This window comes from Amycolatopsis ponsaeliensis (genome assembly GCF_030182635.1).
Lineage (GTDB): Bacteria > Actinomycetota > Actinomycetes > Mycobacteriales > Pseudonocardiaceae > Amycolatopsis > Amycolatopsis ponsaeliensis.
On the sequence record NZ_JAPZLD010000023.1, the window covers coordinates 15,299 to 41,509 of the forward strand.

General features: G+C 72.0%; 26 protein-coding genes and 1 pseudogene. 12 read left to right on the plus strand and 15 right to left on the minus strand.

Annotated elements, in window-relative coordinates; genetic code table 11:
- Nucleotides 1-57: 57 nt before the first annotated feature.
- On the minus strand, nucleotides 58-2,211 hold the full coding sequence (locus tag QQ657_RS30565; protein ID WP_284745724.1) for a phospholipase A2: 2,154 nt from the start codon (nucleotides 2,209-2,211) through the stop codon (nucleotides 58-60).
- A 164-nt stretch (nucleotides 2,212-2,375) separates the two neighbouring features.
- On the opposite strand from QQ657_RS30565, the gene QQ657_RS30570 reads away from it, so the two are divergent.
- The gene (locus QQ657_RS30570) at nucleotides 2,376-3,278 is read left to right on the plus strand and encodes a hypothetical protein (protein ID WP_284745725.1); all 903 of its coding nucleotides are present in this window, start codon (nucleotides 2,376-2,378) and stop codon (nucleotides 3,276-3,278) included.
- 144 nt (nucleotides 3,279-3,422) lie between these two features.
- Here QQ657_RS30570 and QQ657_RS30575 read toward each other — a convergent pair whose 3' ends face one another.
- Nucleotides 3,423-4,865 carry a sensor domain-containing diguanylate cyclase gene (locus tag QQ657_RS30575; protein WP_284745726.1) on the minus strand — a complete coding sequence of 481 codons (1,443 nt, stop codon included), beginning with the start codon at nucleotides 4,863-4,865 and terminating at the stop codon, nucleotides 3,423-3,425.
- Nucleotides 4,866-5,196: 331 nt separating this feature from the next.
- Nucleotides 5,197-6,456, minus strand: coding sequence for an MFS transporter (locus QQ657_RS30580; RefSeq protein WP_434056797.1), 1,260 nt, complete (start codon nucleotides 6,454-6,456; stop codon nucleotides 5,197-5,199).
- 340 nt (nucleotides 6,457-6,796) lie between these two features.
- On the opposite strand from QQ657_RS30580, the gene QQ657_RS30585 reads away from it, so the two are divergent.
- On the plus strand, nucleotides 6,797-7,696 hold the full coding sequence (locus QQ657_RS30585) for an SDR family NAD(P)-dependent oxidoreductase (protein WP_284745852.1): 900 nt from the start codon (nucleotides 6,797-6,799) through the stop codon (nucleotides 7,694-7,696).
- Between the two features lie 63 nt (nucleotides 7,697-7,759).
- Here the strand turns inward: QQ657_RS30585 and QQ657_RS30590 are convergent, their stop codons facing one another.
- Complete coding sequence (locus QQ657_RS30590; RefSeq protein ID WP_284745728.1) at nucleotides 7,760-9,616, minus strand: AMP-dependent synthetase/ligase; 1,857 nt, start codon at nucleotides 9,614-9,616, stop codon at nucleotides 7,760-7,762.
- Between the two features lie 198 nt (nucleotides 9,617-9,814).
- Here QQ657_RS30590 and QQ657_RS30595 point away from each other — a divergent pair, with 198 nt between their 5' ends.
- The 5 genes from QQ657_RS30595 to QQ657_RS30615 all read left to right on the plus strand — a co-directional run bounded on the left by QQ657_RS30595 (nucleotide 9,815) and on the right by QQ657_RS30615 (nucleotide 14,934).
- A complete protein-coding gene (locus QQ657_RS30595) occupies nucleotides 9,815-10,471 on the plus strand; it encodes a transcriptional regulator (protein ID WP_284745729.1) in 657 nt (218 codons plus the stop codon).
- A gap of 597 nt (nucleotides 10,472-11,068) precedes the next feature.
- A complete protein-coding gene (locus tag QQ657_RS30600; RefSeq protein WP_284745730.1) occupies nucleotides 11,069-13,564 on the plus strand; it encodes a sensor histidine kinase in 2,496 nt (831 codons plus the stop codon).
- Nucleotides 13,564-13,983 carry a roadblock/LC7 domain-containing protein gene (locus QQ657_RS30605; RefSeq protein WP_284745731.1) on the plus strand — a complete coding sequence of 140 codons (420 nt, stop codon included), beginning with the start codon at nucleotides 13,564-13,566 and terminating at the stop codon, nucleotides 13,981-13,983. Before QQ657_RS30600 ends, QQ657_RS30605 begins: the two co-directional genes overlap by 1 nt.
- Complete coding sequence (locus QQ657_RS30610; protein ID WP_155541361.1) at nucleotides 13,980-14,351, plus strand: DUF742 domain-containing protein; 372 nt, start codon at nucleotides 13,980-13,982, stop codon at nucleotides 14,349-14,351. Before QQ657_RS30605 ends, QQ657_RS30610 begins: the two co-directional genes overlap by 4 nt.
- A complete protein-coding gene (locus QQ657_RS30615; protein WP_004561734.1) occupies nucleotides 14,332-14,934 on the plus strand; it encodes a GTP-binding protein in 603 nt (200 codons plus the stop codon). The genes QQ657_RS30610 and QQ657_RS30615 overlap by 20 nt, the downstream gene beginning before the upstream one ends.
- Before the next feature lie 24 nt (nucleotides 14,935-14,958).
- On the opposite strand, the gene QQ657_RS30620 is transcribed toward QQ657_RS30615, so the two are convergent.
- Nucleotides 14,959-15,408: a DoxX family protein gene (locus tag QQ657_RS30620; protein WP_284745732.1), complete on the minus strand. Its 450-nt coding sequence runs from the start codon at nucleotides 15,406-15,408 to the stop codon at nucleotides 14,959-14,961.
- 113 nt (nucleotides 15,409-15,521) lie between these two features.
- Between QQ657_RS30620 and QQ657_RS30625 the strand changes: the two genes are divergently transcribed.
- Complete coding sequence (locus QQ657_RS30625) at nucleotides 15,522-15,989, plus strand: NUDIX hydrolase (protein ID WP_284745733.1); 468 nt, start codon at nucleotides 15,522-15,524, stop codon at nucleotides 15,987-15,989.
- Here QQ657_RS30625 and QQ657_RS30630 read toward each other — a convergent pair.
- The 6 genes and pseudogenes from QQ657_RS30630 to QQ657_RS30655 all read right to left on the minus strand — a co-directional run bounded on the left by QQ657_RS30630 (nucleotide 15,975) and on the right by QQ657_RS30655 (nucleotide 20,460).
- Entirely contained in the window at nucleotides 15,975-16,622 is a 648-nt protein-coding gene (locus QQ657_RS30630) for an HAD family hydrolase (RefSeq protein ID WP_284745734.1), read from the minus strand. The two genes, QQ657_RS30625 and QQ657_RS30630, sit on opposite strands and share 15 nt — an antisense overlap.
- An 80-nt stretch (nucleotides 16,623-16,702) precedes the next feature.
- Nucleotides 16,703-16,945 (minus strand): annotated as a pseudogene (locus tag QQ657_RS30635) (macro domain-containing protein); the annotation flags it as partial.
- 38 nt (nucleotides 16,946-16,983) lie between these two features.
- On the minus strand, nucleotides 16,984-17,775 hold the full coding sequence (locus tag QQ657_RS30640) for an alpha/beta fold hydrolase (RefSeq protein ID WP_284745735.1): 792 nt from the start codon (nucleotides 17,773-17,775) through the stop codon (nucleotides 16,984-16,986).
- Nucleotides 17,772-18,422: a DUF998 domain-containing protein gene (locus QQ657_RS30645; RefSeq protein ID WP_284745736.1), complete on the minus strand. Its 651-nt coding sequence runs from the start codon at nucleotides 18,420-18,422 to the stop codon at nucleotides 17,772-17,774. The genes QQ657_RS30640 and QQ657_RS30645 overlap by 4 nt, the downstream gene beginning before the upstream one ends.
- A gap of 129 nt (nucleotides 18,423-18,551) precedes the next feature.
- On the minus strand, nucleotides 18,552-19,673 hold the full coding sequence (locus QQ657_RS30650) for a metallophosphoesterase (protein WP_284745737.1): 1,122 nt from the start codon (nucleotides 19,671-19,673) through the stop codon (nucleotides 18,552-18,554).
- A gap of 373 nt (nucleotides 19,674-20,046) precedes the next feature.
- Complete coding sequence (locus QQ657_RS30655; protein ID WP_284745738.1) at nucleotides 20,047-20,460, minus strand: DnaJ family domain-containing protein; 414 nt, start codon at nucleotides 20,458-20,460, stop codon at nucleotides 20,047-20,049.
- A 67-nt stretch (nucleotides 20,461-20,527) separates the two neighbouring features.
- On the opposite strand from QQ657_RS30655, the gene QQ657_RS30660 reads away from it, so the two are divergent.
- Entirely contained in the window at nucleotides 20,528-21,298 is a 771-nt protein-coding gene (locus QQ657_RS30660) for a TetR/AcrR family transcriptional regulator (RefSeq protein WP_284745739.1), read from the plus strand.
- Here the strand turns inward: QQ657_RS30660 and QQ657_RS30665 are convergent.
- The 3 genes from QQ657_RS30665 to QQ657_RS30675 all read right to left on the minus strand — a co-directional run bounded on the left by QQ657_RS30665 (nucleotide 21,295) and on the right by QQ657_RS30675 (nucleotide 23,815).
- Nucleotides 21,295-21,549 carry a hypothetical protein gene (locus QQ657_RS30665; RefSeq protein ID WP_284745740.1) on the minus strand — a complete coding sequence of 85 codons (255 nt, stop codon included), beginning with the start codon at nucleotides 21,547-21,549 and terminating at the stop codon, nucleotides 21,295-21,297. The genes QQ657_RS30660 and QQ657_RS30665 overlap by 4 nt on opposite strands.
- Before the next feature lie 5 nt (nucleotides 21,550-21,554).
- Nucleotides 21,555-22,706: a lytic transglycosylase domain-containing protein gene (locus tag QQ657_RS30670; RefSeq protein ID WP_284745741.1), complete on the minus strand. Its 1,152-nt coding sequence runs from the start codon at nucleotides 22,704-22,706 to the stop codon at nucleotides 21,555-21,557.
- Between the two features lie 194 nt (nucleotides 22,707-22,900).
- Complete coding sequence (locus tag QQ657_RS30675) at nucleotides 22,901-23,815, minus strand: LysR family transcriptional regulator (protein ID WP_284745742.1); 915 nt, start codon at nucleotides 23,813-23,815, stop codon at nucleotides 22,901-22,903.
- A gap of 104 nt (nucleotides 23,816-23,919) precedes the next feature.
- Between QQ657_RS30675 and QQ657_RS30680 the strand changes: the two genes are divergently transcribed.
- Together QQ657_RS30680 and QQ657_RS30685 are read left to right on the plus strand one after the other, a co-directional pair.
- Nucleotides 23,920-24,615, plus strand: coding sequence for an SDR family oxidoreductase (locus tag QQ657_RS30680; protein WP_284745743.1), 696 nt, complete (start codon nucleotides 23,920-23,922; stop codon nucleotides 24,613-24,615).
- A 100-nt stretch (nucleotides 24,616-24,715) separates the two neighbouring features.
- Nucleotides 24,716-25,345, plus strand: coding sequence for a hypothetical protein (locus tag QQ657_RS30685; protein WP_284745744.1), 630 nt, complete (start codon nucleotides 24,716-24,718; stop codon nucleotides 25,343-25,345).
- A 2-nt stretch (nucleotides 25,346-25,347) separates the two neighbouring features.
- Here the strand turns inward: QQ657_RS30685 and QQ657_RS30690 are convergent, their stop codons facing one another.
- On the minus strand, nucleotides 25,348-25,788 hold the full coding sequence (locus tag QQ657_RS30690; RefSeq protein ID WP_284745745.1) for a GNAT family N-acetyltransferase: 441 nt from the start codon (nucleotides 25,786-25,788) through the stop codon (nucleotides 25,348-25,350).
- A 137-nt stretch (nucleotides 25,789-25,925) separates the two neighbouring features.
- On the opposite strand from QQ657_RS30690, the gene QQ657_RS30695 reads away from it, so the two are divergent.
- On the plus strand, nucleotides 25,926-26,147 hold the full coding sequence (locus QQ657_RS30695) for a hypothetical protein (RefSeq protein WP_155541377.1): 222 nt from the start codon (nucleotides 25,926-25,928) through the stop codon (nucleotides 26,145-26,147).
- Nucleotides 26,148-26,211: the final 64 nt, after the last annotated feature.

Sequence of the window (26,211 nt, forward strand, 5' to 3'; positions counted from 1 at the left end):
CCCTGTGAATGTGTCACGCACCACCCAGTTTCCCGCAGGTCCGCCGGTTTCGCCTGGTCAGGACGTCGCGTTCGCCGGCCTACGGGCCGGCAACAGGGTGCCCGCCGTCGCGAGCAGGGCGAACCCGGCCGTCGCCGCGTGGAGCGTGACGCCGAGGAGCTCCGACGTGCCGCCGCCGTCGGCGAACAGGAGCGAGGGTGCGCAGGCCAGCGCCGTGGTGAGCCAGGTGCCGGTCGCCGCGCCGGCCCCGAGCCGGATCGTGTGCAGCAGGAACACCCCGAGCAGCAGGTGCACCAGGCTCTGGATCGGGTCGAGCCGCAGGCCCAGCAGGTCGGCGTCGGCGGCCACCCCGCCGAAGCGGGTCAGCGCGAAGCCGAACACGCCGAGCGTCGCGTAGCCGATGCCGAACCCGGCCGCGGCCCTGGTCAGCAGCACCGTCCGGCGGCCGGGGAGCTCGGCCGCGCGGGGCCGGCTCCCGTGGTGGCCGTGCCGTTCGAACCACCAGAACACCAGCGTCGCGGGCACGGCGAGCAGCCCGACCGCGACCAGGGTGCGCGGCCGGATCAGCCAGCTCAGCCCGTCGGCGATCCGGCCGGGGAGGTAGACGACGGCGACGAGCAGCAGCATCGCGGCGAGGAACGCCAGGTAGAGGCTCATCGGCGCGCGCACGACGAACCGGCACGCGGCGGCGACGCGCGGCCGGTCGCCGAGCCTGCCGAGCGGGCCGGCCAGGAGCCCGAGCACGCCGAGCTGGACCAGGCCGAGCAGCAGCACACCCCACGGCGGCGCCGAGAACGCCGCCGGGGCGCCCGGGCTGCCGAGCAGGACGGGCGGCCCGTCCCGCAGGACACTCGCCACGGCGAGGCCCGCGACACCGGTCGCGGCGGCCGCGGCGAGCAGCCGTCGTGACGGGCGTACGCCGTCAGCGTGCGCGAAGGCGAGCTGCTGGGCGAGGAGCGCGAGAGCGAACGTCGCGGCGAAGCGGGGCAGCGGCGAGCCGGTCATGTCGGCGGCGACTTCGCCTGCGACGACCAACGCCAGCAGCCCGGCCGCCGCGCTCACCGGGGCGCGGCGGTGCAGGGCCAGCAGCGGGGGCGCGCAGACGATCGTCAGCAGGTAGACGCCGAGCAGCCACAGCGGGTGCAAGGCGATCCGCATGACCGTCGCGTTGGTCCCGGCCGGGATGCCGAGGAGCTCGAGCGCGAGCGGCGTCAGGAGGGCGACGACCGCGAAGATCAACGCCGGGCGCAGCAGCGGGCTGGCGCGTTCGGCCAGGTAGTGGCGGTAGCCGCCGCCGTGGTCCTGTTCGGTGCGCCAGCCGGCCGCGTTGGCGTGGCCGCCGGCGAAGAAGATCAGCGGGGCGAGCTGGGCGAGCCAGGTCAGCGGCCAGAGCGACTTCTCAGGTGCCCCGGCCCAGTGCGCGAGCGCCGTCACCGACTCGCCGACGAGCAGGAGGACGACCGCGCCGGCGCCGAGCAGCGCCCACCGGCCGACCGGCGCCGCGACGGTGGCGGGCGCCGGGACCCGCGGCTCGCGGCGGGCGCGCAGCCAGCCGCGCAGCCGGACCACCAGCAGGCAGGCGATGACGAGCACGCCGGCGACCATGGGGCCGATCGGGTCGCCGACCGGCGGGCCCCAGCGCTGGTGCCACGAGTTGACGACCAGGCCGGCCGAGTAGAAGGACGCGACGACCCGGCAGGTGCCCGCGGAGTCCATCGGGTTGAGGTCGCAGGCGTGGTGCATGTCGTAGGAGAGCTGGTTGTCGAGGGCTTCGCGGACCTCCGGGTCGAGCGGGTGGCCCTTGCGGTCGGCGTAGCGCAGCAGGTCGTAGCCGAGGTCGTGGGCCTTGCACGGCACGGCGTAGTCCCACTTCGTGTTGTCGTCGCCCCACGGCGTCGAGCAGCCGCCGTCGACGTGGACGGCGCGGACCGTGCCGTCGCGGGCCGGCATCGCGCCGGGGGTGACGCCGCTGAGCGCGGTGAAGTCCTTCGGCAGCCGCGCGAGCGCGTCCGGGTGCGGGCCGGGGTGGACCAGCGCCTCGATGGCGTTCTGCGCGGCGAGCACGTCCCCGGTGGGCGGCCCCTGGTCCGGCGGGGACGGCGGGCGCGAGGCGATCAGGCCGAAGGCGAACACGACGAGCAGGACCAGCAGCAGCCAGCCGGACGTCGACCAGGGTCGGCGGACACGAGACGGCTCGGTCGGGGCTGGCATGGACTCAAGGGTGCCAGCCCCGCCACGGCGGCGACACGGGGCTAACCCCCGGGATCCCGCTGCCCGATCGGGTGGCGCGCGGGGCTGCCCCTTCTTACGTTCCGCGACGGGCGTGCGGCGGCGAGAATCGGCTGCGGGGGTGCGGCGGACCAGGAGGGCGTGCAGTGGGCTCGACGGATCCCGGCCGGCGTCCGGCGCCCGTGGAAAACACGGTGTGCGCGTTGCGGCGGCTGGCTCCGGGTGCGGCGTTGCGGCCGGTCTCGCCCGAGCTGGCGGTGCTGGCCCGGGCGTTGCGTGAGTGTTCGCCCGCGGAGCTGGCCGTCCGTTGTCCCGCGGCGGTCGTGCGGGTGGTGCTGGCCGCGCAGCTGCGGGCGCTCGACCGGGCGATGACGGGGGTGTTCGGCCCGGAGGTCCGAGGTCCGGAGGCGGCCCGGCTGGTCCGGGCGGCCCGGTTCAGCGGACGGCGGCGTGGCGCGCTGCTCGGCAGGCTGAGAGCGGAACCGGGCCTGCGGGCGGCGGCGCTGGGCTGGGCTGAGGTCGTGGGGGCCCGGCTGCTCGCGGCCGAGCTGGGCGGGGTGCCGCCGGTCCCGGACGGTGAAGACGGCCACCGGGCGGCGGAGCTGGTGGTGGCGGCGTTGCTGCCGCGACCGGAGCTCGGCGAGGGTGGCCGCGAGGTGCTGCCGCGGCGGAGCCCGGCCGGGAGTGGCTTCCTCGAGGTCCGCTCGGTGCGCGTCGGTGAGCGGGGTTTCCGGGTCGGCATCCGGGCCGATCCGCCGGTGGAGCTGGTGCGCGACGGCGGGAGCCTGGCCTTGCAGGCGCTGTGGTGGAACGGCCTGGGGCGGGTCTCCGACGACCTCGGGCACGAGTACCTCATTTTGGCGAAGGATCCGGACGGTACCGGGATGGTCCGCCATTGGTGCCATCCCCGGCTGGCGGCTGGGGCGCGGGTGTTGCGGTTGGAGTCGGCGGGGTATCGCGGGGAGCGTTTGAGGCTCGATCCGGCGGCGCCTGGGACTTCCGCGGAGGTGCTGGTGAAGTTGGCGCTCACGGTCCGGTTGGGGGCATGACCGGCCCACACGGTTCCTTCCGGCGGCCGCCGCGCCTAGCGAGACGAGCGGGGCGAGTGGGCTGGCCGGGGGTGATCGGCCGCGGCCACCCTCAGCCGGAGTTCCGCTCGCTACCTCCGCGCCCTGCCGCGTGCCGGCGTCACCTCACGAAGCCGCCGAAGCCGGGAGTCCGCCATCCGGGGTGTCCGGGGCGAAACACACCTGGTCGCGGCCGTTCTCCTTCGCCAAGTACACCGCCGCGTCCGCCGACTGCAGCAGCCTCTCCAGCGTGTCGCCGTGGCGGGGGTGGCGGGCCACTCCGATCGACGTGGTCCGGTCGGCGATCGTGGCCGGGTCGCCGCGTTTGTCCGTGGTCACTATGTGCAGCTTGGCGATCGCCACCCGGATCCGCTCGGCCGCGTCCCAGGTCGAGTCTTCGTCGATGTCCGGGAGCAGAATGAGGAATTCCTCGCCGCCGAAACGGCCGACCAAGTCGCTCGGCCGAGTCACTTCGTCGAGGGTTTGCGCAACCGTCCGGAGCACGTCGTCGCCCGCCGGATGACCAAAGGTGTCGTTAATCCACTTGAAGTGATCGAGATCGACCATCAGCAGCGCCAGTTGATCACCCGATCGAGCGGTCCGTTCCAGCGCTCGCTCGGCCGACTCCGACCAGCCGCGCATGTTGAGAATCCCGGTTTTCGGGTCCGTCCGGACGTCGTTCTGGAGCTGCTCGAGTTCCGCGAGGCGATTGAAGACCACGGTGACCACGGCCATCACCGCCACCATCGGCGGCACGGTGGCGAGCAGGATCGCGGTCACCGCGCCCAGGCCGATGGTGATCGCTTCGAGCGTGTTGTCGGCGGGGCTGCCGAGGACGTTACGAACCGTGCGGCCGGCGGGGGATCCGAGCAGCAGGACCCCGCCCACGAACGCGATCTGGATCGCCTCGTAGATGGCCCCGGTGAGCACGATCGTCCCGAACTCGCGGAGGAAGCCGCTCCAGTCCGGCGGGCCCGGCAGGTGCGGCCCGAGCGACGTGTACGTGACGTGCGCGAGCGTGCCCGCGAGGCCGTGCGTGATCGACGAGAAAACGAAGTTGTGGGCCGGCCGCCGGGCGATGAACCAGTGCTGCGCCCGGATCACCGCGATGACGAACAGAATGAGCGGAACCGGCAGGATCATCGCGGCGGAAAACGTCCAGACGGCGGTGAGGTCGATCAGCACCGTTTTCGTCCGGTTGCGCCGCCGTTCTTCCTGGCGCTGGGTCAGCTGAATGTGCACCGTGGCACCCGCCGCCAGAATCGCGAAATTGATCCAGTCGTTTCCGGACGGAATCGGCGAGCGCGCGAAAGCGACGGCGAGAATCACGACCGCGACGGCTTCGGCCGCGAGCATGAACGCGACCTGCACCGGCCGGCGCCGCCACAGGGCCCAGTTGCGCGGCCGGTACGGGTGACCGCTGCGGGCGGTCGCGAGCGGACCACCGGTCGTGGTCGACGGCCCGTCCGTGGTCACACCCTGTTCCGCCACGCCCGGGGCGACGGTCTCGCCGGGGTGAGCCCGCGCCGAGGCCTGCTCGTCCGGGGCGCCGTCCGGTCCTGGATGCAATTGGTCACCTCCTTTCCGGCCCGCTTGCCGCCTTGAGTAATCTCATCGGTACCTGGCAGAGTGTTCACGCATTCCCCGGCCGGGTACCATCCCACAGCAACAGACCTGCCGGGTCCCCGGAGGAACTGCCGGGAACACGGCGCAAAAGGTTCTGCGAGACTCTCCCCGCACGGAGGTGGCCCCATGAGCAACCGCGACTTCTGAACCACCCGCGAATTGTCGCCCACGACGTCCGCGAATGCCATTCATGATCTTGCCCGCACGGAGAGGTGGCACCCGATGGCCAACCGTGACTGGTGATCCGGCCCGCCCGGGAGATCCCGTTCCCCGCTCATGACGGCGGTGACTCCGGTTCCCCGCCGCCGACCCGGCGCCACGACAGCGCGACCGGGACGGCCAGCAGCAGCCCCACCGCCCCCGCGAGCGCGATCGTCGTGTTCGCAGATCCGGCCCACTGGGCCACCAGCCCGCCGATGCCGACGCCCACGCCCTGGGCCACCCGCAGCCCGGTCCGGTAGAGCCCGCCGGCGCTGCCCCGGATGTCGTTGGGCACCCACGTGATGAACGTGGCCGAGACCGTGATGACGTACGCACCCGTCGCACCGGCCAGCGCGAGCAGGATCAGCGCGAACGCCAGGTTCGGCTGCAGCGCGAACGCCGCGAGCGCGGCCAGCGGCAGCGCGGCCAGCACCCCGAGCAGCCGGCGCCGGTGCTCCGTCGAGACGAACCGCGAAAGCAGGAACGTCCCGACGACGAAGCCCAGCGGATCGGCCGCCAGCAGCCAGCCCACCGCCGCCTCGCCCACGCCCAGCTGTGCGGCGAGCGGCGCGGCGAGACCCTCCGGGATCACCGCGAGGCCGACGAGCCACGACAGGTAGAGCAGCACGCGGAGCCGTTCGTCGCCGAAAACCTGCCGGACGGCGCCGAACCAGGGGGCGCCGCCGTCCCCCGCGGCCGGTCGCCGCAGCACCGCCAGCCGCACGGCGACGGCGGCGACCAGGAACGTCGCCGCGTCGATCGCCAGCGCCCACGACGTGCCGATCCCGGTGACCAGCAGGCCGCCGGCGGCGAGGCCGGCCAGCATCGCCGTGTTGTTCGTGATCCCGCGCAGGTCCTGGCTCTGCAGGTAGACGTCGTCGTCGGTGAAGATCTCCCGGCCGAGCGCGTTCTGCGCCGCGTTGCCCGGCGCGTTCGCCAGCCGGGCGAAGACGAAGAGGACGAACAGCCAGCCCATCGGCATCCCGGGCACGGCCATCAGCCCGATCAGCACGGCCTGCGCCAGCGAGCCGGTCACCAGCACCGCGCGGCGCGGGAAACGGTCCGCGAGCTGGGACAACCCGAGCCCGCCGGCGAGCGCGGGCAGGAACGTCAGCGAGTAGACGACGGCCGAAAGCAGGGGCGACCCGGTCCGGTCGAAGATCAGGATGGCCAGCGCGACGATGGTCAGCTGGTCGCCGAGCATCGACTGCGTTTCGGCGAACCACAGCGCGCGGAACTCCCGGTTGGCCAGGACGGCCCGGAGCCGGGGGGTCGCGCGCGTCGTCACCTCGTAACCACCGTCCCCCGATCGAGTGAATATGGACCGTCGCATTGTGCCTCGCCAGTGACGACCCCATCCGGGGGAGTCACGGCTGACCACCCGGAAGCACTGACAGTATGCCGCCGATTACGCGGCGGTGTCCCCGGAACGCGCACGACCATCCGGTTCGGAGCCGATCGGGTTACGCCCGCTCGACAGGCGCCGCGGTTGGCCGTGACCGGCGCGCGGGTACCTCCGGACTGATCGAACCGGATTCGCTCGGCGCAGAGCGGCGGCCGCTCGTCGTCGTGGCCATGCCCCACTGGACCGAATGGGCCAAGACTGGACCCAGAGCCGGCCGGGGTGGACGGACCGCGCCGCCGCCGGCGCGCCGCAGAGCGGGGAGAAGACGATGGACGGGTTGATGCAGGGCAAGGCGGTCGTGGTGACCGGCGCCGGCCGTGGCCTGGGCGAGGCGTTCGCGGTGCACGTCGCGCGCGAGGGCGGGTCGGTGGTCGTCAACGACATCGACGTCGAGCTCGCCGAGCGGACGGCGCGGAACATCCGGGACCACGGCGGCCAGGCCGTGGCCAGCGGGCACAGCGTCGCCGAGGCCGGGGAGGCGCAGGAGATCGTCGACCTGTGCGTCAAGGAGTTCGGCGGGATCGACGGGCTGGTCAACAACGCCGGCCTGAACTACGAGGCGCTGCCCTGGGAGGACGACGCCGAGCAGGCGCGCGAGCTCGTCGGGGTCAACGTCATGGGCGTGGTGAACACCGGCCTGGCCGCGATCAAGGCGATGGTCGGCGCCGGCACCGGTGGCTCGATCGTCAACATCTCCTCGGGTGCCTCGCTCGGGCAGCGCAAGCTCGGCGTGTACGCGGCGAGCAAGGGCGCGGTCGCGTCGCTGACCTACTCGTGGGCGCTCGACCTCGAAGAGCAGGGCATCCGCGTCAACGCCCTCTGCCCGCTGGCGCACACGCGGATGGTGTGGAAGTCCGAGCGCTCGCTGCGCGCCTGCCCGCCGGACCGCACGCCGTCGCGGATCGCGCCGGTCGTGCTGTTCCTGCTCGGCGAGGGCTCGCACGGCATCACCGGCCAGATGATCCGCTGCAACGGCCCGCAGCTGCACGTCATGGGCCAGCCGTTCCTCAAGCAGCCGATCCTCGAGCGCCCGGTGTGGGACACCGAGACGGTGCAGAAGGCGTTCGACGAGGTCTTCTCCGCCCACCTGGAGAACTACGGCCTGGAAAAGCGCGTCCCGCCGCGGCTGCGCAAGTGGACGGAGACGACCTCGCCCCGTACTGCCTGAGCGCACTTTCACGTGAAAGTGCGCTCAGGGAGCGGAGCTTTCACGTGAAAGCTCCGGGTGGGGTCAGGCGCCGGCGGCCGGCTCCGGGTCGCGCGTCGCCGCGTAGAGGGCCTCGATGTCGGTCGAGTAGCGGTCGTTGATGACCCGGCGCTTGAGCTTGAGCGTCGGGGTCAGCTCGCCGGATTCGGGCGTCCACGCCTTCGGCAGCACGTGGTAGCGCTTGATCTGCTCGATCCGGGCCAGCCTGCTGTTCGCCGACTCGACCGCGCGTTCCAGCTCGGCCCGCACGGCCGGGTGGTCGGCGAGCTCTTCCGGCGCCGCCTCGACGCCGTTCGCCGTGGCCCAGCCGGGTGCGATCTCGTCGTCGAGCACGATCAGCGCCGTCACGTACGGCCGGTCGTCGCCGATCGCGACCGCCTGGCCGATCAGCGGGTGCTCCTTGAGCAGGCCCTCGACGCGGGTCGGCGCGATGTTCTTGCCGCTCGAGGTGATGATCAGTTCCTTCTTGCGGTCGGTGATCGTCACGAAGCCGTCTTCGTCGACCGTGCCGATGTCGCCGGTGGCGTACCAGCCCTCGGCGTCGGTGGCGTCCTTGATCGTCCCGTCCTCCTGCAGGTAGCCGAGGAAGACGATCGGCCCGCGCACCAGCAGCTCGCCGTCTTCGGCGACCTTCACCTCGATGTCGGCGAGCGGCTTGCCGACCGTGCCCGCGCGGAACGCCTCGCCGGAGTTCGACGTCGCCGCCCCGGTCGTCTCCGACAGGCCCCAGACCTCGCAGATCTCGAGGCCGAGACCGGCCAGGAAGTAGATGATCTCCACCGGCAGGGCGGCCGCGCCACTGGAAGCGACCAGCACCTTGTCCAGCCCGAGCAGCGCGCGGATCGGGGCGAGCGCGGCCTCGTCGGTCTGCTTGATCTTCTCGGCGAGCTCGGCCGGCACCGGCTGCCCGGCGCTGCGCAGCTTGTAGCCCTGCTGCAGCAGCTCGTTCGCCTGCAGCAACGCGGTGCGCCGGTCTTCCGGCACGCCGCCGAGCATGTTCTTCAGGCCGGCGACCATCTTCTCCCACACGCGCGGGACGCCGAAGAAGCTCTCCGGGTGCACCTGGCCGAGCGCGCCGACGACCCCCGACGGGTCGGCGAGCGTGTGCACGTGGCCGGCCCACACGATCGGCAGGTAGATCGACAGCTCCCGCTCGGCGATGTGCGCGAGCGGCAGGTACGCGATGTTCGTCGCGTGCATCGGCGGGTGGTGCAGCTCCGTCACCGCGTACGCCTGGTGGATCGCGTTGCGGTGCGACAGCACGACGCCCTTGGGGTCGCCGGTCGTGCCGGAGGTGTAGATCATGGACAGCGGGTCGTCCGGCTTGATCTCCTGCCAGGACGCCTCGAACGCGCCGGGGTCGGCGGCAAGCGCTTCCCGGCCCTGGGCGCGGAGATCGGCGAAGGAGAGGAACCGGTCGTCGCCCGCCGGGATCGCGGCTTCGTCCATGACGACGATGTGGCGCAGCGCCGGGAGGTCTTCGAGCACCGGCTGCCAGCGCGTCAGCTCGGACTCGCCGCCGAGCACCACGACCGGGGCGGCGCTGTGCCGCGCGACGAACCGGATCTGGTCCGGGCTGAGCGTCGCGTAGGCGGTGCACGGGATCGCGGACAGGTGCGTCGCGGCGAGGTCGGCGACGATGTGGTCCGGGCAGCCGGGCGCCATGATCAGCATGCGGTCACCCTTGGCGAGCCCGAGCCCGGCCAGGCCGCGGGAGACCTCCGCGATCGCGGTGCGGAACTCCAGCCAGCTGAGCGTCGGCTTTCCTTCGAGGTCGAGCGAGGTGATCGCCGGCAGGTCCGGGTAGTCGACCGCGTTGCGGTGCAGCAGCCGCGGGATCGTCAGGCCTTCGGTCTGCTCGGCGACGGACGGGGTGGTCAACGCTGGCCTCCTCGGGTGCTGCGGATGGCCACACTGTATTGGCTCCCGCGCCGGGTGGATAGAGAATCGCGGCCACGTCAAACGCCCCCTTTACCCGGCCTTTCGCGGTCAGGTCCCCACGACCGTCCACAGTGCACACGAGCGGCCGCGCGCGAACCGCGCTTCAATGAACGGGACGACCGACTCCGGGGGGAAGCGATGACGCGTTCGGCACGGGCACTGCTCGACGAGATCCAGAAGGAGCTCGCACCGCGCGACGACGACAACCGGCTCGTCCCGCTGATCACCGCCGGACGCGCACCGCGCGCGGTCTTCGCCGCGCTCGCCGCCGAAGAGAAGCGGATCACGTCGAGCGACTGGCGGAGCTTCCACGCGCTCGCCGCCCGCGCCGACGAACCGAACGCGCGCACCTTCTTCGGCGGACTGGCGCCCGGAGAGCAGCAGGCGAACGGGATGCTGGACGCGTTGATCAAGGTCACTGGTCCGGACCACGGCAAGGAACTTCCGCGCGCGGGTTGCCAGGCGTACCCCGCGTACGTCGCGTGGCTCGCGCTGAACGGCGAATCGTCGGCGACGGCGGCGGGGATCTTCGCGAACTTCGCCGCGTTCGGCCGGTACTGCAAGGACGTCGCCGCCGGCATGCGCGAGCACTACGGCTTCGGTGACGATGCGTGTGCGTTCTTCGACTTCTTCGCCGCGGACGTTCCGGAAATTGAGGAACAAGCGCTCGCCGCGATCCAGGCCGGGCTCGACGCGCGCCGGCTCGACGAACGCGAAGCCCACCTCTACGCCCGGCTCTTCCAGAGCTACGAGCTGCAGTTCTGGAACACCCTCGCCGCCGAGTTCCGGGGCTGACGCCGCGGAACCGGTTCCGGGCCTTTCGCGGGTGCCACGGGGAGTGGTTGAACCACCGCGCATGCGGAATGGTGGGAATTCCGGCTCGCCGTCCGGTGAATCCGTGGCGAGGCGGTCGAATGCCGCGCAATTCCGCTTAGCGGAGACGGCAAGGCCCGGACGAAGCGGCCGACCCCGGTCGTCGTGGCGGGCTCGTGACCTTTCTCACCGAACCATCCGGCGCTCACGTACGTAGCGGCTCCGGTCCCGGCGCTTGGGTCGATCGCACCACCGGACAGCCTGCATCCAAGGCACGGAACGGAAGCAGGGCTGGGACGAACGTCACGACTTTCGGTGGTGGACTTTCCAAGCGCAGGCAGCAAGTGTGGACGGGTCACCGTTCCAAGATCACGTTATCGCCACGGACTTGACGCGCCTTGAAGGGCTGCATACCGTCGTCGCGGGCGAAGCAGACCACGGTGATGTTGATCCGGCTGGTCGGAATCCGGGTGTTGACCGCCTCGGGCGACCCGAAACCATGTACTGCCGGAAGGAAAACGGACCCAGGTGAAGCAGATTTCTCTTCGACGCAACCGGGGATCCTCGATTCGGAAGCGCGTGCTCACGATCGCGCTCATCCCCAGTGTTGCCCTCCTGCTCGTCGGCGTGGCCCTCGCGGGCTACCTCATCTACGACGCGGTGACGGGCCGTGACTACGTCAATCGGATCCGGGGCTCGGAAGCTCCGTCGATCCCGTTCTTCGGCGCGCTGCAGCAGGAACGCCAGGCGACCCTGAGCCTGCTCGCGGGCCAGGGCAACCAGCGGGCCGTGCTCGCGGCCGTCCGCCCCAAGACGGACCAGAACGCCGCGAAGACGATCGAGTACCTGAAGGACAGCTTCGCGGGCTACGACGACACCCCGCCGAGCGTCCAGAAGAACATCGCCACGTTCTTCGGGCTCTTCCAGCAGCTGCCGCAGACCCGCCAGGCGGTCGACAGCGGCCAGATCCAGATCAGCCAGGCCTACACCTTCTACAACAAGATCATCGACCAGTTCACCGACGGCCTGGCCGGACTGGCGCAGAACGCGCGTGGCGCGCAGAACGCGTTCGACCGGCTGACCGCCATCCCGATGTTCACCGCGGCCGAGTCGATGCAGCGCAGTGACGCGCTCGCCGCCGCCGGGCTCGCCGCGGGCGGGCTGAGCAACGAGGACTTCCGCACCTACGTCGGCCAGGTCGGTGCCTACCACGCGCAGCTCGACGCGTCGGCGCCGAAGATGATCCCCGAGGTCAAGGCGAAGTACGACCAGCTGCTGGCGAGCCAGCCGTGGCAGACGGTGACCCAGGTCGAGACCGCGTTCCTGCGCGGTGACCTGACCAAGCTGCCGGTGCCGCAGGACCAGTGGCGCACCAGTGCCCGGCTCGTCGGCGACGCGCTGTCGGGCATTTTCGTCCTGCAGAGCTCGAACGCCAGCCAGGCCGCGATCAACGACGCCGACTCGACGTTCACCGAGTCGCTGATCGCCGGTGTGATCGCCGTCCTGTTCGCGGTCTTCGTGGTGTTCGTCGCCGTCCGGCTGTCGAACCGGCTCATCGGCCGCCTGCACCGGCTGCGCGAGGACACCCTCGACGCGGCCGAGGTCCGGCTGCCCGAGCTGGTCGCCCGGGTCCAGGCGGGTGAGCCTGTCGACCTCGAAGAGGGCGGGCACTTCCTCGACCACGGCACCGACGAGATCGGCCAGGTCGCCGACGCGTTCAACAAGGCGCAGCAGACCGCCATCGCGGCCGCGATCGACGAGGCGAAGATCAAGGAGGGCACCAAGACGGTGTTCCTCAACATCGCCCACCGCAGCCAGGTCATCGTGCACCGCCAGCTCAAGGTGCTCGACCAGGCCGAGCGCAAGCAGGAGGACCCGGAGCAGCTGGACACCCTGTTCCAGCTCGACCACCTCTCCACCCGCGCCCGCCGCAACGCCGAGAACCTGATCATCCTCGGCGGCGGGCAGCCGGGCCGGCAGTGGCGCAACCCGGTCGGGCTGGCCGAGCTGGTCCGCGGCGCGTCCGCCGAGACCGAGGACTTCGCCCGGGTCAAGACGGCCGCGCTGCCGCAGATCGCCATCCGCGGCCCGGTCGTCGGCGACCTCGTGCACCTGCTCGCCGAGCTGATCGACAACGCGACGTCGTTCTCGCCGCCGCAGTCGCGGGTCGAGGTGCGCGGCAACGTGGTCGGCAAGGGCGTCGTGATCGAGGTCGAGGACCAGGGCCTCGGGCTCGAGCCGGACCAGACCGAAGAGATCAACACGTTGCTGGCCAGCCCGCCGGACTTCGGGATCATGGCGCTGTCCGACGAGCCTCGCCTCGGCCTGTTCGTGGTCGCGCGGCTGGCCGCCCGCCACGGCATCCAGGTGCACCTGCGGGAGTCGGCCTACGGCGGCACCCGGGCCATCGTGCTGGTGCGCACCGACCTGCTTGCCCCGCTCGCCGAGTCCGAGCCGGAGCAGCCGATCACCCCGCCGAAGCCGGAGCTCGTGCCGAACCCGGTCGAGCCGGAGCAGGTGAACGACGAGGTCGCGCCGCTGCGCCGCCCGGTCCGCCGCCCGGCGGCCCGTCACCGGACCGAGCCGCCGATGCCGGTGGCACCGCCCGAAACGGCCCCGGCCCCGGTCGCCCCGGCGCAGCCGCCGTCCGCACCGACGCCGGTCCCCGTCGGGTCCGTGTCCGAGCCGGTCAGCCAGCCGACGCAGGCGCAGCCGGCGGTCGCCCCGCTGCGCCCGCCCGTGCCGCCCGTGCGGACGTCCCGCCCGGCCCGCCCGGCCGCCGCACCGCCGGTGTGGCCGCCGTCCGAGCCGCGGCCCGCGATGCCCCAAGGCCGGCCGGAGCAGCCGCGCCGCCCGGAGGCCCCGGGCCGCCCGCCGCTGCCGCAACGGCGACGTCAGCAGAGCCTCGTTCCGCAGTTGCGGGAAGATAAGCCCGCCACGCAGGAGCGGGAGGAGGTCCGGCTGGATTCGCCGGAGGCCGCCCGCAGCCGGCTGTCCGCCTTCCAGCAGGGCACCCGCCGCGGCCGTGACGAAGAACCAGCCGAGAACGACGACAGGTACGGAGAGCACGAGTAATGGCCAACTCAGGCGTCAGTGAGCTCGACTGGCTGCTGGACGACCTCGTCAAGCGGGTCGCCGGGGCGGACCGCGCCGTGGTCCTGTCCTCGGACGGCCTGCTCATCGGCAGGTCGGGGAACCTCTCCGAAGAGGACGCCGAACACCTCTCCGCGGTCGCCTCGGCGTTCCAGAGCCTGGCGCGCGGGACCGGACGGCACTTCGGCGGCGGCAACGTCCGTCAGACGATGGTGGAGATGGACCACGCCTTCCTGTTCGTGACGGCGGCCGGGCGGGGCGCCTGCCTCGCCCTGCTGGCCCGTGAAGACGCGGACATGGGGCTGGTCGCGTACGAGATGAACCTGATGGTCAAGCGCGTCGGCCAGGTGCTCACCTCGGCCCCGCGGACGGGTGCCGGCGTCCTGCCCACGTCGCCATGAGCGGGCGGCACGAAGCCTGGTTCGACGACGAGGCCGGCCCGCTGGTCCGGTCGTACGCGGTCACGGGCGGCCGCACGCGGTCGGACACGCTCGGGCTCGACCTCATCACGCTGGTGGTCGCGCTGCGCACCGCGCACGAAGCGGGCATGCTCGAACCGGAGTACGCGCGCATCATCGCCCTGTGCCAGCGGCCGGTCTCGGTGGCCGAGGTGGCCGCTCGCGTCGACCTGCCGCTGCCCGTGGTCAAGGTGATGCTCAGCGACCTCATCGAGCAGAACCTGGTGCTGTTCCGTACCGCGGCACCGGCCCAGGAATCCCCCAACCGACACGTATTGCAGGCGGTCCTTGATGGCATCCGGAAACTCTGACCCCCGGCGGAACCTGACCGCGACCGCGGTCAAGGTACTCATCGCCGGCGGGTTCGGGGTCGGCAAGACCACGATGGTCGGTTCGGTGAGCGAAGTGCCGCCGCTGCGGACCGAAGAGGTCATCACGACCGCGTCCGAGGGCGTCGACGACCTCTCGGGGGTCGAGCAGAAGACCACCACGACGGTCGCGCTCGACTTCGGCCGCATCACGATCAACCCGGACCTGATCCTGTACCTGTTCGGTACGCCGGGGCAGGACCGGTTCTGGTTCATGTGGGACGAGCTGGCGGAGGGCGCGCTCGGCGCCGTCGTGCTGGCCGACACCCGCCGGCTGGACAGCTGCTTCGCGGCGGTCGACTTCTTCGAGCGCCGCAACCTGCCGTTCGTCGTCGGCGTGAACTGCTTCGACGGCGCGTACCGCTACGGCACGGAGGAGGTTCGGCAGGCGCTCGACGTCGGCATGGACGTCCCGCTGCTGCTGTGCGACGCCCGCGAGCGCGAGTCGACGAAGCAGGTGCTGACCAGCCTGATGGAACACGTGATGGCGCGGTCCGACCTGGCAGCCGCCCAGGGCGGCTACTGATCGGACCGCGCACCCGGCCTTTCGTCAGCGGCGGCGCTTGATCAGCGTGTCGACGGCGAACCGGCCCGGGCCGATCGCGGCGAACAGCAGGAAGACCCACGCGTAGACGGCGGCGGGCTCGCCCATGTTCTGCAGCGGCAGCAGGCCCATCGGGGCGTGCACGGTGAAGTAGGCGTAGGCCATCACGCCCGAGAGCAGGATCGCGGCCGGCCGGCTGGCGAGCCCGACGAGCAGCAGCAGGGCGCCCGCGAGCTCGAAGACGCTGCCCCACCAGCCGGGGAACGAGCCGAACGGGACGCCGCCGCCCTGGCCGTCGATGCCACCGAAGAAGCCGAATCCCTGCAAGCCGTGGAAGCCGAACAGGAACGAGATCACGATCCGCGAGGCGCCGATGACGACGCCGGTGACCGGAGCGGTCTTGGTCTCGGTGCGGGTGGCGGCGGTCTGGGTCTTGGGGGTGATCGTGGTGGTCATCGTGGGTTCCTTCCCTGGGTTCTTCCTTGCCTTCTGCCTACGCGTCGAGTGGGTTCTCCCCGGATCGACAACCCCGCCGGATCTTTTTCGGCGAGTTTCGGCAGACTGAGCTGATGGCGGGCAAACGCAGTGCCGGGCTCCTGCTCCACCGCGGGCGGGGCGAGGACGTCGAAGTGCTGCTCGGGCACATGGGCGGGCCGTTCTGGGCGAAGAAGGACGCGGCGGCGTGGTCGCTGCCGAAGGGCGAGCTGGACCCGGACGAGGAGCCGGAGCACGCGGCGCGCCGCGAGTTCGAGGAGGAGCTGGGCCTGCCCGCACCTTCGGGTGAGTACATCCCGCTGGGCGAGGTGAAGCAGTCGGGCGGCAAGGTCGTCACGGCGTGGGCGGTCGAGGGCGACCTCGACCCGGCTTCGGTGGTCCCGGGGACGTTCTCCATGGAGTGGCCGCCGCGCTCGGGCAAGCAGCAGGAGTTCCCCGAGGTGGACCGGGTCGCGTGGTTCTCGCTCGAGGTCGCGCGCGAGAAGCTGGTGAAGGGCCAGCTGCCGTTCTTGGACCGGCTGCTCGGGCTAGTGGGTCAGTAAGGCTTCGAGCGGCTTGGCGGTGAACGACGGCAGCACGACGTCGGCCTGGCCGAAGTCGAGGCTCTCGGTGATGGCGTTCGGCACGGCGACGCAGGTCAGCCCGGCGGCCTTGGCGGAGGTGACGCCGTGGGGCGTGTCCTCGAAGGCGATGGTCTCGGTCGCTTCGGCTTGCAGGGCGTCGAGCGCGGCGAGGTAGAGGTCCGGGTCGGGCTTGGCCTTGTGGAGGTCCCCGGTGAGGACGGCGTCGAAGTAGCGCGCGATGCCGAGCCGTTCGAGGTGCGGGTTCACCCAGGCCCCGGACGAGCTGGAGGCGACGGCCAGCTTGAGGCCGTGGTCCTTCGCGGTCTCCAGGTAGTTTCGGACGCCATCGCGCGGGCCGAGCGTTTCGAGGAGTTTCAGCACGCGGGCCCGGGTGACGGGCCGCAGCGCCTCGGGATCGATCCCGGGGACGCGCTCGGCGAGCAGGGCGAACATGGCGTGCGTGGTGTGCTGCGTGCCGATGACGGCGTACCAGGCTTCCAGCGGCAGCTCGACGCCGTGGTCGAGGAACGTCTCCTGCCACGACTGCAGGACGGCGGACTCGGTGTCGGCGAGGGTGCCGTCGAAGTCGAAGACCAGGGCGCGGGTGGGCACGCCTGCACCCTGCCCGGTCGGTGATCGTTCAGGCAAGGGAGTTGTGACGAGCCTGAAAGGCGGTCATGGCGGCCTCACGCGGCGGCTGGCTCCAGGGGCCAGCGGTAGATGGCGGGGAAGGCGACGGTCTTGGCTCCGAGTTCCCCGGCCACTCGCAGCGAGTTCCGGTGGCAGTCGGCGAGGAGCCCGGAGCGGTCTTCGGACGATGACCACACCGGGCCGACGGTGTGCACGACCCACTTCGCGGGCAGGTTCCCGGCGGTGGTGGCGACGGCCTGCCCGGTCTTCAGCCCCTTCCCGTAGTGCCCGGCCCGCAGCGCCCTGCCGGACGACTGGCTCGGTGTCCGGCAGGGATCGTCACTCAACTCAGGTAGAAGTCCGCCAGCACCGGGGCCAGCGCCGCGGCTTTCACGATGTGCGTCTGGCCCGGCAGCGTCCGGTACTCCGCCGACGGCAGCACCTTCGCCAGCGACGACACACCGTTCCGCATCCAGTCCGGGCTCCGGCCGCCGTCCACGGCCAGCGTCGGGACCTTCACCTCCGGCCATGCCGCCGGCAGCGGTGTCCCTGCCTGGTGGTCGACGACGAACGCCGTGTCGTACGGGATCGTGTGGGCCACGCGCTTGAGCTTCGCCCAGAACGGCATGATCCGCATCATCGCCACCATCGCGCCGCTCAACCCGACGCCCTCGGTCATGAACATCTTGACCGCAAGGCCGCGCTTGCCCGCGGCCAATGCCGCGTCGAGGCGGGCCGGGTAGTCGGCCGGGACGCGGGGGCGGGTGCCGTCGACGACGAACGGGGGCTCGTACAGCGCCAGCTTCGTCACCGGGAGACCGCGGGCCGCTTCGAGCGCCAGGGCCGCGCCCGACGAGATGCCGAACAGGAACGTCTCCCCGCCCGCCTCCTTGACCAGCGCGGCGAGGTCCTCGACCTCGCGCTCGACCGCGTACGGCCCGGTGTCGGCGCTCTCGCCCCGGCCGCGGCGGTCGTAGGTGTACACCGTGAAGCGCGTGGCCAGCGCCTTCGCGAGCGCGTCGTTCGGGGACGAGCCGCGGTAGCACATCGCGCCGTCGACGAGGACGAGCGCGGGGCCGGAGCCGGCGCGGGTGTAGGCGATCTCGGTGCCGTCGGCGGAAACCGTCGTGCTCATCGGGACTCTCCTCGCGGCATCAGGTGGACGGAGGTGGTGGCGAGCCAGATCCAGGCGATCGCCACGGCCGCCCAGAAACCGAGGATCACGGCCGGGCTCGCCGATCCGGACGCTACGCCCGCGAAGCCCGCGAGGAACAGCAACCCGCTGATCCGCGAGTACCACGCCCGCGCGGGGGTGAGGTGCGAGCCGATCGCGAAGCAGGCCGCGACCAGGGCGGCGAAGCCGATGCCGCCGACGATGAAGTGCAGTGTCCCGTGCCAGCTGATCGACGCCGGCGGACCGGCGGGGGTGCCGGCCGGGAAGCCGTCCTGCGGGTCGGCGCGGAAGACCCCCGCGCAGAGCAGGCTGACGCCGTAGACGGTCAGCAGTCTCGGCCCCCACCGCCCGGGCAGGACGCGCCGGATCCCGGCCGCGGCCGCGATCGTCAGCAAGCCGGTGACCAGGAAGTTCGTGATCTGGAGGAAGCCGAGCGAGCCGTTGGAAAGGACGCTCGCGGGGTGACGCGTGAAGTCGAAGCCGGCGCGGGTCAGGCCTTGGACGACACCGGTGAGGACGAAGACGGGCCCGGCGAGGACCCCACAGGTCAGCAGGCCGCGGGTGGTCGCAGGGGCGAGGGAGCGGGGGCGGATCGCGGTGGTGGTCATGGCGGACAGCCTGGCATCCGACGATCGAAACTGTCAAGACAAAAAAATTTGTCGGGAGGATCGATGACTGCCATGAGGGGCACCTTCATGGACTTAAGAGCCATGAGGGTGCCCCTCATGGAACGAGGGTCAGGCCGAGCGCAGGGTGAGGAGCGTGATCTCGCTGGGCGCGAAGACCCGGAACGGCGGCCCCCAGAACCCGGTGCCCCGGCTGTTGTACAGCTGGGTCGGGCCGTGCCGGGTCAGGCCCGACAGCGTCGGCTGGTCGAGCCGCACCAGGAGGTGGAACGGCCAGATCTGGCCACCGTGCGTGTGCCCGGAGATCTGCAGGTCGACGTCGGCTTCGCGGGCCTCCCGCACCTGCTTCGGCTGGTGCGCGAGCAGCACGACCGGGACGTCGGCGGGCCGGTCGGCCAGCGCGCGAGCCAAGTCCGGGCCGTGGCCGGGCAGGCCGGAGCCCGCGCCCGTCGGGTCGTCGATGCCGGCGAACAGGATGCGGTCGCCGCCGCGTTCCAGGAGCGTCGAGCGGTTGTGCAGCGTGTCCCAGCCGAGCCCTTCCATGTGGTCGAGCCACGCCTGGGCTTCGCCGAAGTACTCGTGGTTGCCGGTGATGTAGAACCGGCCGAGTGCGGCCTGGACGCCGCCGAGCGGGTCGACCTGCTTGCGGCGCTTCGCCACCGCGCCGTCGGCGAGGTCACCGGCGTGGCAGACGACGTCCGCTTCGAGGGCGTTGACCGCCGCGACGACCTGCTCCGACCACTTCGTCCGGTCGATCGGGCCGAAGTGGGTGTCGGTCAGCACGGCGACGCGCAGGCCGTCGAGACCCGGGCCGAGCCGCGGGATGACGACGTCGGTCGCCTTCACCGGCGGCACCCGCATGGCGACGCGGTTGCCGTGCACGAGCAGGCCGGCGGCGATCACGAAGGTCACGCCCGCGACGATCCGCGACCGCGCCGGATCGTCGACGCCGAGCAGCGCGGCGCGCAGCACCAGGCTCAGCACCGACCAGCTGAACAGCACCCAGATCACGGCCAGCAGCGAGTCGCCGAGGCGGGCGCCGCCGTCACGCTGGCGCCGCCCGTGGCCGCGGACCATCGCGACCGGCATGGTCACCAGGCCCAGCGCGAACACCGCGGTGCCGGCGATCGTGGCCGCCGTGCCCCAGTCCGGCGCGAGGACGAGCGTCCACCAGGGAACGGTGAACAGCAGGATCAGCGCCAGGATCGGCACGACGACGAATTGGCCTCTCATCGAACCAGGTTACAGCCCATCGGGCTGTTACCCGCGGAAGGCAGGGGTCCCGATTCCGCTACCCCGGGGTCTCGGAAAGGAAGGGGGACGACCGCCGATTCGCTTCGCCTGCGCGACCCCGGCGCCCCGGGACGCAGCAGGCCGCGAGCACCCGGTTCCCGCAGCACGGCTGCGTAGGACGACCTCCGAAACGCAGCCCGCGGCGAGTGCGCCCGGGTCGCCCTGATGCCGGAAGACCAGGCGCCGCGGACCCGGCACGGTGGGGACCCGGCACGTGGGGACCGGGAGCGGCCGGCCGCGGAGCTGCTGCGGCAGTTGCCCTACGGCACGGTGCTCACGACGCCGGCGTGGACCGCGGCGGAAGCGGGCGCCGCTACGACGCGGCTCGTGAGCGCCGCCAGTCCTCGAGGGCTTCCTCAACATCCACCAGCGCGACCGTGAGCGGCGGGCCGGTGTGGTGGTTGAGGTAGGCCTGGCGGATCCGTTCGTTGAGATCCGTCACGACCTCCCGCACCTGACGTTCGGTCCGCTCGACGGCGAGCCGCTCCGGCAGGTCCTGGACTTCGCGCTTGAGGGCGAGCGCCGGCGGCAGCAGCGCCTTCGTGTCGTGGCCGCCGGCTCGGACCTGCCGGAGCACCCAGTCGGTCGCGGCGTCGTTGCCGGTGGGCTTCGGCAGCGGCCGGCCGGTGCCGGGGAGGTCGTCGAACTCGCCGCGCTCGCGGGCCTCGCCGATCTGCCGGTCGACCCACCAGCGGAAGGAGACCTTGGGCGGTTTGCGTCCGGTCATACCTCCAGAATGCCAGGTCGGACGCCCGGCCCGGGTAGGATCGCGCCCGGAGGAGCGAGGGGAGCGCATGACCGCCGAACGCACTGGCGCCGAAGAGGTCGACCGGACGCTCGCGCTGCTCTGGCGCGCCCGCGGCGGGGCCACCGAGCCGACCCGGGGCCGCCGCCCGACGCTGACGATCGAGCGGATCGTTGCCGCGGCCATCGCGGTCGCGGACTCCGACGGGCTGTCCGCCGCGTCGATGCACCGCGTCGCCAAGGAACTCGGCGCCGGCACGATGACGCTCTACACCTACGTGCCCGGCAAGGCCGAGCTGATCGACCTGATGGTCGACGACGTGCTCGTCGAGCGGCGCCTGCCCGGGCCGGGCGAACCGCGTCCGGCGGACTGGCGCGAGCAGGTGGCGCTCTACGCGGAGCGGACGCGCGCGGCGTACCGCACACACCCGTGGCTGTGCGAGGTTTCGCGGGTCCGGCCGCCGCTCGGGCCCGGTCAGCTGGCCGGGCAGGAGTACCTGCTCTCCATCATGGACGAACTGGGCCTGCCGCCGCGGGAAGCCGTCGCGGCGGCCAACGGGATCGGCACGTACGTCGACGCGAACGCGGCGCTCGGCGCGGAGAACACTCGCCTCGAGCGCAGCACCGGGCAGTCGACCGAGGCCTGGTGGCACCAGCGATCTTCGTTCTGGGAGAACTACTTCGTGGTCGACGCGCACCCGGCGATGAACCGCATCTGGCTCGGCGGCGGCTTCGACGAGAGCGCGAAAGCCCAGGGCGACACGGCGTACGAGTTCGGCCTGAACCGCATGCTCGACGGCATCCAGGCGCTGGTCGGCTAACGGCGGGTGCGCCACCTCGACCGGCGGCGTTCCTGCCGGGGCACCGACGGCTCGGCAGGAGCGTCGCGCAGGACGTCCCGGCAGACGGGGTCGAACCGGCCGGGTGCCTCGATCATCGGCGCCGCCAGCACCACGTGCCCGCACACCGCGCGGAACCGCCCGTCGCGCCGGCCCGCCGCGAACTCGTCCTCGGTCACGGCGTGCGTGTAGCCGTCGGTGTCGCAGCGGATGTGCACCAGGAACGGCTCCACCGGGCTCACCCCGTGGTGGTGGTCGTGGTGGTTTCGGTGGGCGTGCTCGCCGAGTCGGCCGGCGTGCTGGCCGGCGCCGTCGTGCTGGTCGTCGGGGTGGTGCTCGTGGTCTCCGGCGGCGTGGACGACGACGGCGGGGTGGTCGTCGGGTCCGTGGTCGGCGTTCCCGGCGTGGTGGTCGGGGTCGACGACGACGGCGGCGTGCTGGTCGGCGACGTCACCGTGCCCGGCAGCGAGCCCGGCGGCTGGGCCGTCACCGGCGGTGCGGGCGGGGCCGGTGCGCCGACGGGCGCACCCGCGGCGGCCGCGTCCGGAGCGTCGGGCGCGCCGATCGGCACCTGGCTGTCGGGCAGCTGGGCGACGCCGCCGCGGTAGGCCGAAGCCCACGCCATGACGGTGTCCACATAGGACTGGGAGTTGTTGTAGCGGCGGACCGCGATGCGCTGCCCGGCGTCGGTCGAGAGGTCGAGCCCGCCGGAACACAGGTAGCGCGCGGTGGCCAAGGCCTCGTCGTAGATGTTGTTGGGGTTCGAGACGCCGTCGCCGTTGCCGTCGGAGGCGTAGCCCTTCCACGTGGCCGGGATGAACTGCGTCGGGCCGACCGCGCGGTCCCAGACGGCGTCGCCGTCGTACTTGCCGCCGTCGGTGTCGGGGATCGCGGCGAACGCGCCGGCGCCGTTGAGCACCGGGCCGAGGATGGGCTCGAGGGTGTCGCCGTTGGCGTTGACGTACCCGCCGCGCGCGTGGTTCGACTCGATCCGGCCGATGCTCGCGATCAGCGCCCAGTCGAGGTGGCAGTTCGGCTGTTCCTTGGCGAGGATGTCGGCGGCGTTCTTGTACGCCTTGAGCATGCTCCCCGGGATGCCGAGCGGCCCGGAGATGCCCGCCGAGCCGGCGTGCCCGCCGGGCACGACCAGCGGTGTCGGCAGCGGGGGCTGGGGGAGGCTGCCGTCGACGGCGATGGGCGGCATGACGATGTTCGGCGGCTGCAGCGGGGCGGCCTGGTCGGGCAGTGAGTCGCCGGCGCCGGCGATGACGACCGGCGTGGGCAGGCCGGTGGTCAGCGTGGGCAGCACGACGAGCGCGCCGCCGGCGAGCGCGGCCGCGGTGCGGCGGACCCCACGCGTGCCCTTGCGACGTGGCCGGTGCTTCGGCATGGTCGTCCCCGCTTCCCTCGATCTTCGCTGATCGCCTCACCCGATCGGCCCCACCCACCGGTACTGACCGGTAGGAGCAAGCTATCCGATGGAAGCGAACTTTGGCGAATGGCACAGCGAAATCGGGGCCGCGAAGAGAAGTTCGTCCTGATGGCACAAAACCTTCGTAGGGAATCTGTCACATTCACCAAGACTTAACGCAGTGCTGAGGACAGTTTGTCCAGCAGGACACCGGGTACGGCGATCCCGCGGTGCGTCACGTCCGAAGAAAACCGCCGGACGAGCGAATCCGACGGCGTCGCGGTGAACGTGACGACGTCGCGGTGCAGAGCGGGCTTCAGCCGCCGCAGTGCCCCCGCGAACGTGCGGGGCAGTGCCGTCGTCGGGACCAGCGCGACGCCCAGCCCGGCCGCCGCGAGCTGCGCCGCCGTCGCCGCCTGCTTCGTCCGCATCACCGCGCCGAGCACGGTTCCGTGCTGTGCAGCTTGCTCGTCGAGCCAGCCCCCGAGGCCGTTGTCCGGGTGGTAGTGCACGATCGGCAGCCCGGCCAGGTCGGCCATCGGTACCGCCGCCCGGGTGGCGAGCGGGTGGTCGGCGGCCAGCGCGACGACGATCTCTTCGCGTCCCACCACTTCGGCCGGCCCGGTCCAGCGGCTCGGCCGCGGCCCGACGGCGACGTCGGCTTCGCCCGCGTCCAGGGCCGCCACCAGCGCGTCCGCGCTCGTCGTCTCGGTCAGCGTGATCAGCACGCCCGGGCGGTGCCGGTGCCAGTTCCGCAGCACGGGGGCGAGCAGCCCGGCGGTCATGGTCTCCGCGCACGCGATCCGCAGCGTGCCTTCGCCGCCGCCGGCCACCGCGCGGCCGGCCCGGACCACGCGCTCGGCGGCGGCCAGCGCGGCCCGCGCGTCGGCCAGGACCGCGCGCCCGGTGGCGGTCGGCCGGACCCCGCGCGGCAGCCGTTCGAGCACCGGCGTGCCCAGTTCCCGTTCGAGCGCGCCGATCTGGTGCGACAGCGCGGGCTGCGAGAGGTGCAGCCGGGCGGCCGCTTCGGTGATCGATCCGGCGTCGAGCACCGCGACCAGGCACTCCAGCGCGCGCAGCGTAGGCATTCGCCGATTCTATCGCAGCCATCGAAAACATTCGGATCGCGACGGGATTGTTCCGGCCGCCTCGGGCGCTGACTCCCGGTGTGCGAGACGAAAGGAGCACGGAAATGTCGTTCGAAGGAAAGCGGCTGGTCGTCGTCGGCGGTGGTTCGGGGATCGCGCGCCGGATCGCGGCGGACGCCGACGCGGCGGGTGCCGAAGTCATCCTGGCCGGGCGGAATCCGGCGCGGATCGACGTTCCCGGTATTCGCGCCGCATTCGCGGATCTCGGGGATGAATCGTCGCTGAAAGCGCTTGCCGCCGAAGCGGGCGAACTCGACTATCTGGTCTCGCTCGCCGGGGCGCCGGCGAACGGGCCGGTCACCGAACTCGAGCGGGAGGCCGTCACCCGGGCGTTCGACGCCAAGGTGATCGGACCGCTGATGCTGGCCAAGCATTTCGCCCCGCGGTTGCGTGACGGCGGCGCCATCGCCTTGTTCTCCGGGGTCGCGGCGTGGCGGCCGGCCCCCGGGCGCACGGTCATGGCCACGACGAACGGCGCGGTCGCGTTCCTCGCGCAGGCGCTCGCGGTCGACCTCGCGCCGATCCGCGTCGTCGCGATCTCGCCGGGCATCGTCGACTCCGGCGCGTGGGACCGCCTCGGCGCCGGGAAGGACGATTTCTTCCGCCGGACCGCGGAAACGAACCCGGCGCGCCGGGTGGGCGCCGCGGCGGACGTCGCGACGGCGACCCTGCAGGCGCTGGCGAACCCGTTCGTCACGGGCACCGTGCTGCACGTGGACGGCGGCGGCCGGCTCGCCTGAAACTCTGGGTGAGCGAGCCTTTACAGAACCCGGGACCGTTCCTATGATCGGCCGTCCGGACGCGGTGCCCGCGGCCGGACGGCCCAAGGTGGAGGGTTTGATGGCACGCAGGGCTCCGCGCAGTGAGGCGGTCACCGTGGCCGAGCTGCTGGTCCGGTCCGCCGCGACGCACGACCGGCACCGCATGGACGACACGCGGGCGCGGCACCGCGAGAAATCGCCGGCTCTGCGCTCCTTGGCTCGGCTGAGGGTGTTCTCCGTCGTCGCCGGCGCGCTGGCGCTGACCGGCGGGGTCGCCACGGCGGTGTCGATGCCGTCCGGGCGGAGCGCTGGTGCGGACTGGCCGCCGGTCGGCCTGGAACCCGTGGCCGCTCCGCTGGTGCCGTTCCCCGCGGACGTCGTGGTCCCGCTCGCGAAGCCGGCTCCGGAATCCGTAGCGCCTTCCGTGGAACCGGGCGGAATCGTTCCGGTGGCCGGGGAGTCGAAATCGAATTCCGGAGCGTCGCCCGCTCATCGCGGAAATCTCGCGAAAGCGGTCAAGATCATCGGCAAGGCGAAACTGCCGGTGAAACCGCTGAAGCAGGCGAAGCCGCAGGGCTCGCCGAAGCAGGTGGCTCCGGTGCGGCACGAGATCCCGGACCCCTCGCTGTGGTGGCGGGGGTGGAGCGCCGGCCACGACGACGGCGGGTACCACCACGGCTGCGGCGGCGGTGGCCGCCACCGCCGGTGACCCTAGGAATCGAGGGGGATCTGGTACTGCATGAACCCCTTGTCGAGGGCGACCTGGTCGTAGAGGCGCCGGGCGGTGGTGTTCGAGGTCTGCGTGTGCCAGTAGACGCGGACGCAGCCTCGCTCGCGCGCCCAGTCGGCGACGGCTTCGATCAGTGCCCGGCCGACCCCGCGCCCGCGGGCCTTGCCGTCGGTGAACAGGTCCTGCAGGTAGCAGACGTCGGCCGACGTCGTGCTGACGTGGGTGAAGAAGTGGACGATGCCGACGAGCTCGCCGTCGAGCCGCGCGCCGAGCGCGTGCATCCGTTCGCCGGTGCCGAACTCGCGCCACGCGCGGTCCATCAGCTCGGGCGCGAGCGTCCTGCCGTAGAACGTGTTGTAGCCGGTGAACAGGTTTTCCCAGGCCGGACGGTCTTCCGCGGTGAGGCCCCCGAGAGTGATCATGCGCCGAGGCTAGCGCCGGCTGACCGGTTCGCGGGACACACTGGACACAACTCGTCAGTAAGGTGACGAACCCGAAACAGATTCATAGAATCAGCAGCCAGCAGGTCTTGGTGGGTCGAAATCAGCGGAGGTTCCCGATGGCGCGCACGGCGCACCGTGCCAGTGGCAAGCCCGTCACGGTGGGGGAGCTCATGCTCCGGCCGGACGTCCACGGCAGACGCCGGCCCGAGGACCTCGAGGTGCTCGAGCTCGCCTACCGGATGCGCCGCCGCGTCGGCCCGGAGCCGGTCGTGGCCCGGACGCCGCGGTCCCGCGCGCTGGCCGTGGTCACCGGCCTCTGGCGCCGCAAGCCGCGGTAGCCCCACCCGCGCTCTTCTCGCAGGCCACCCTCCCCGAGGGTGGCCTTTTTCGTGCCCGCTCCTG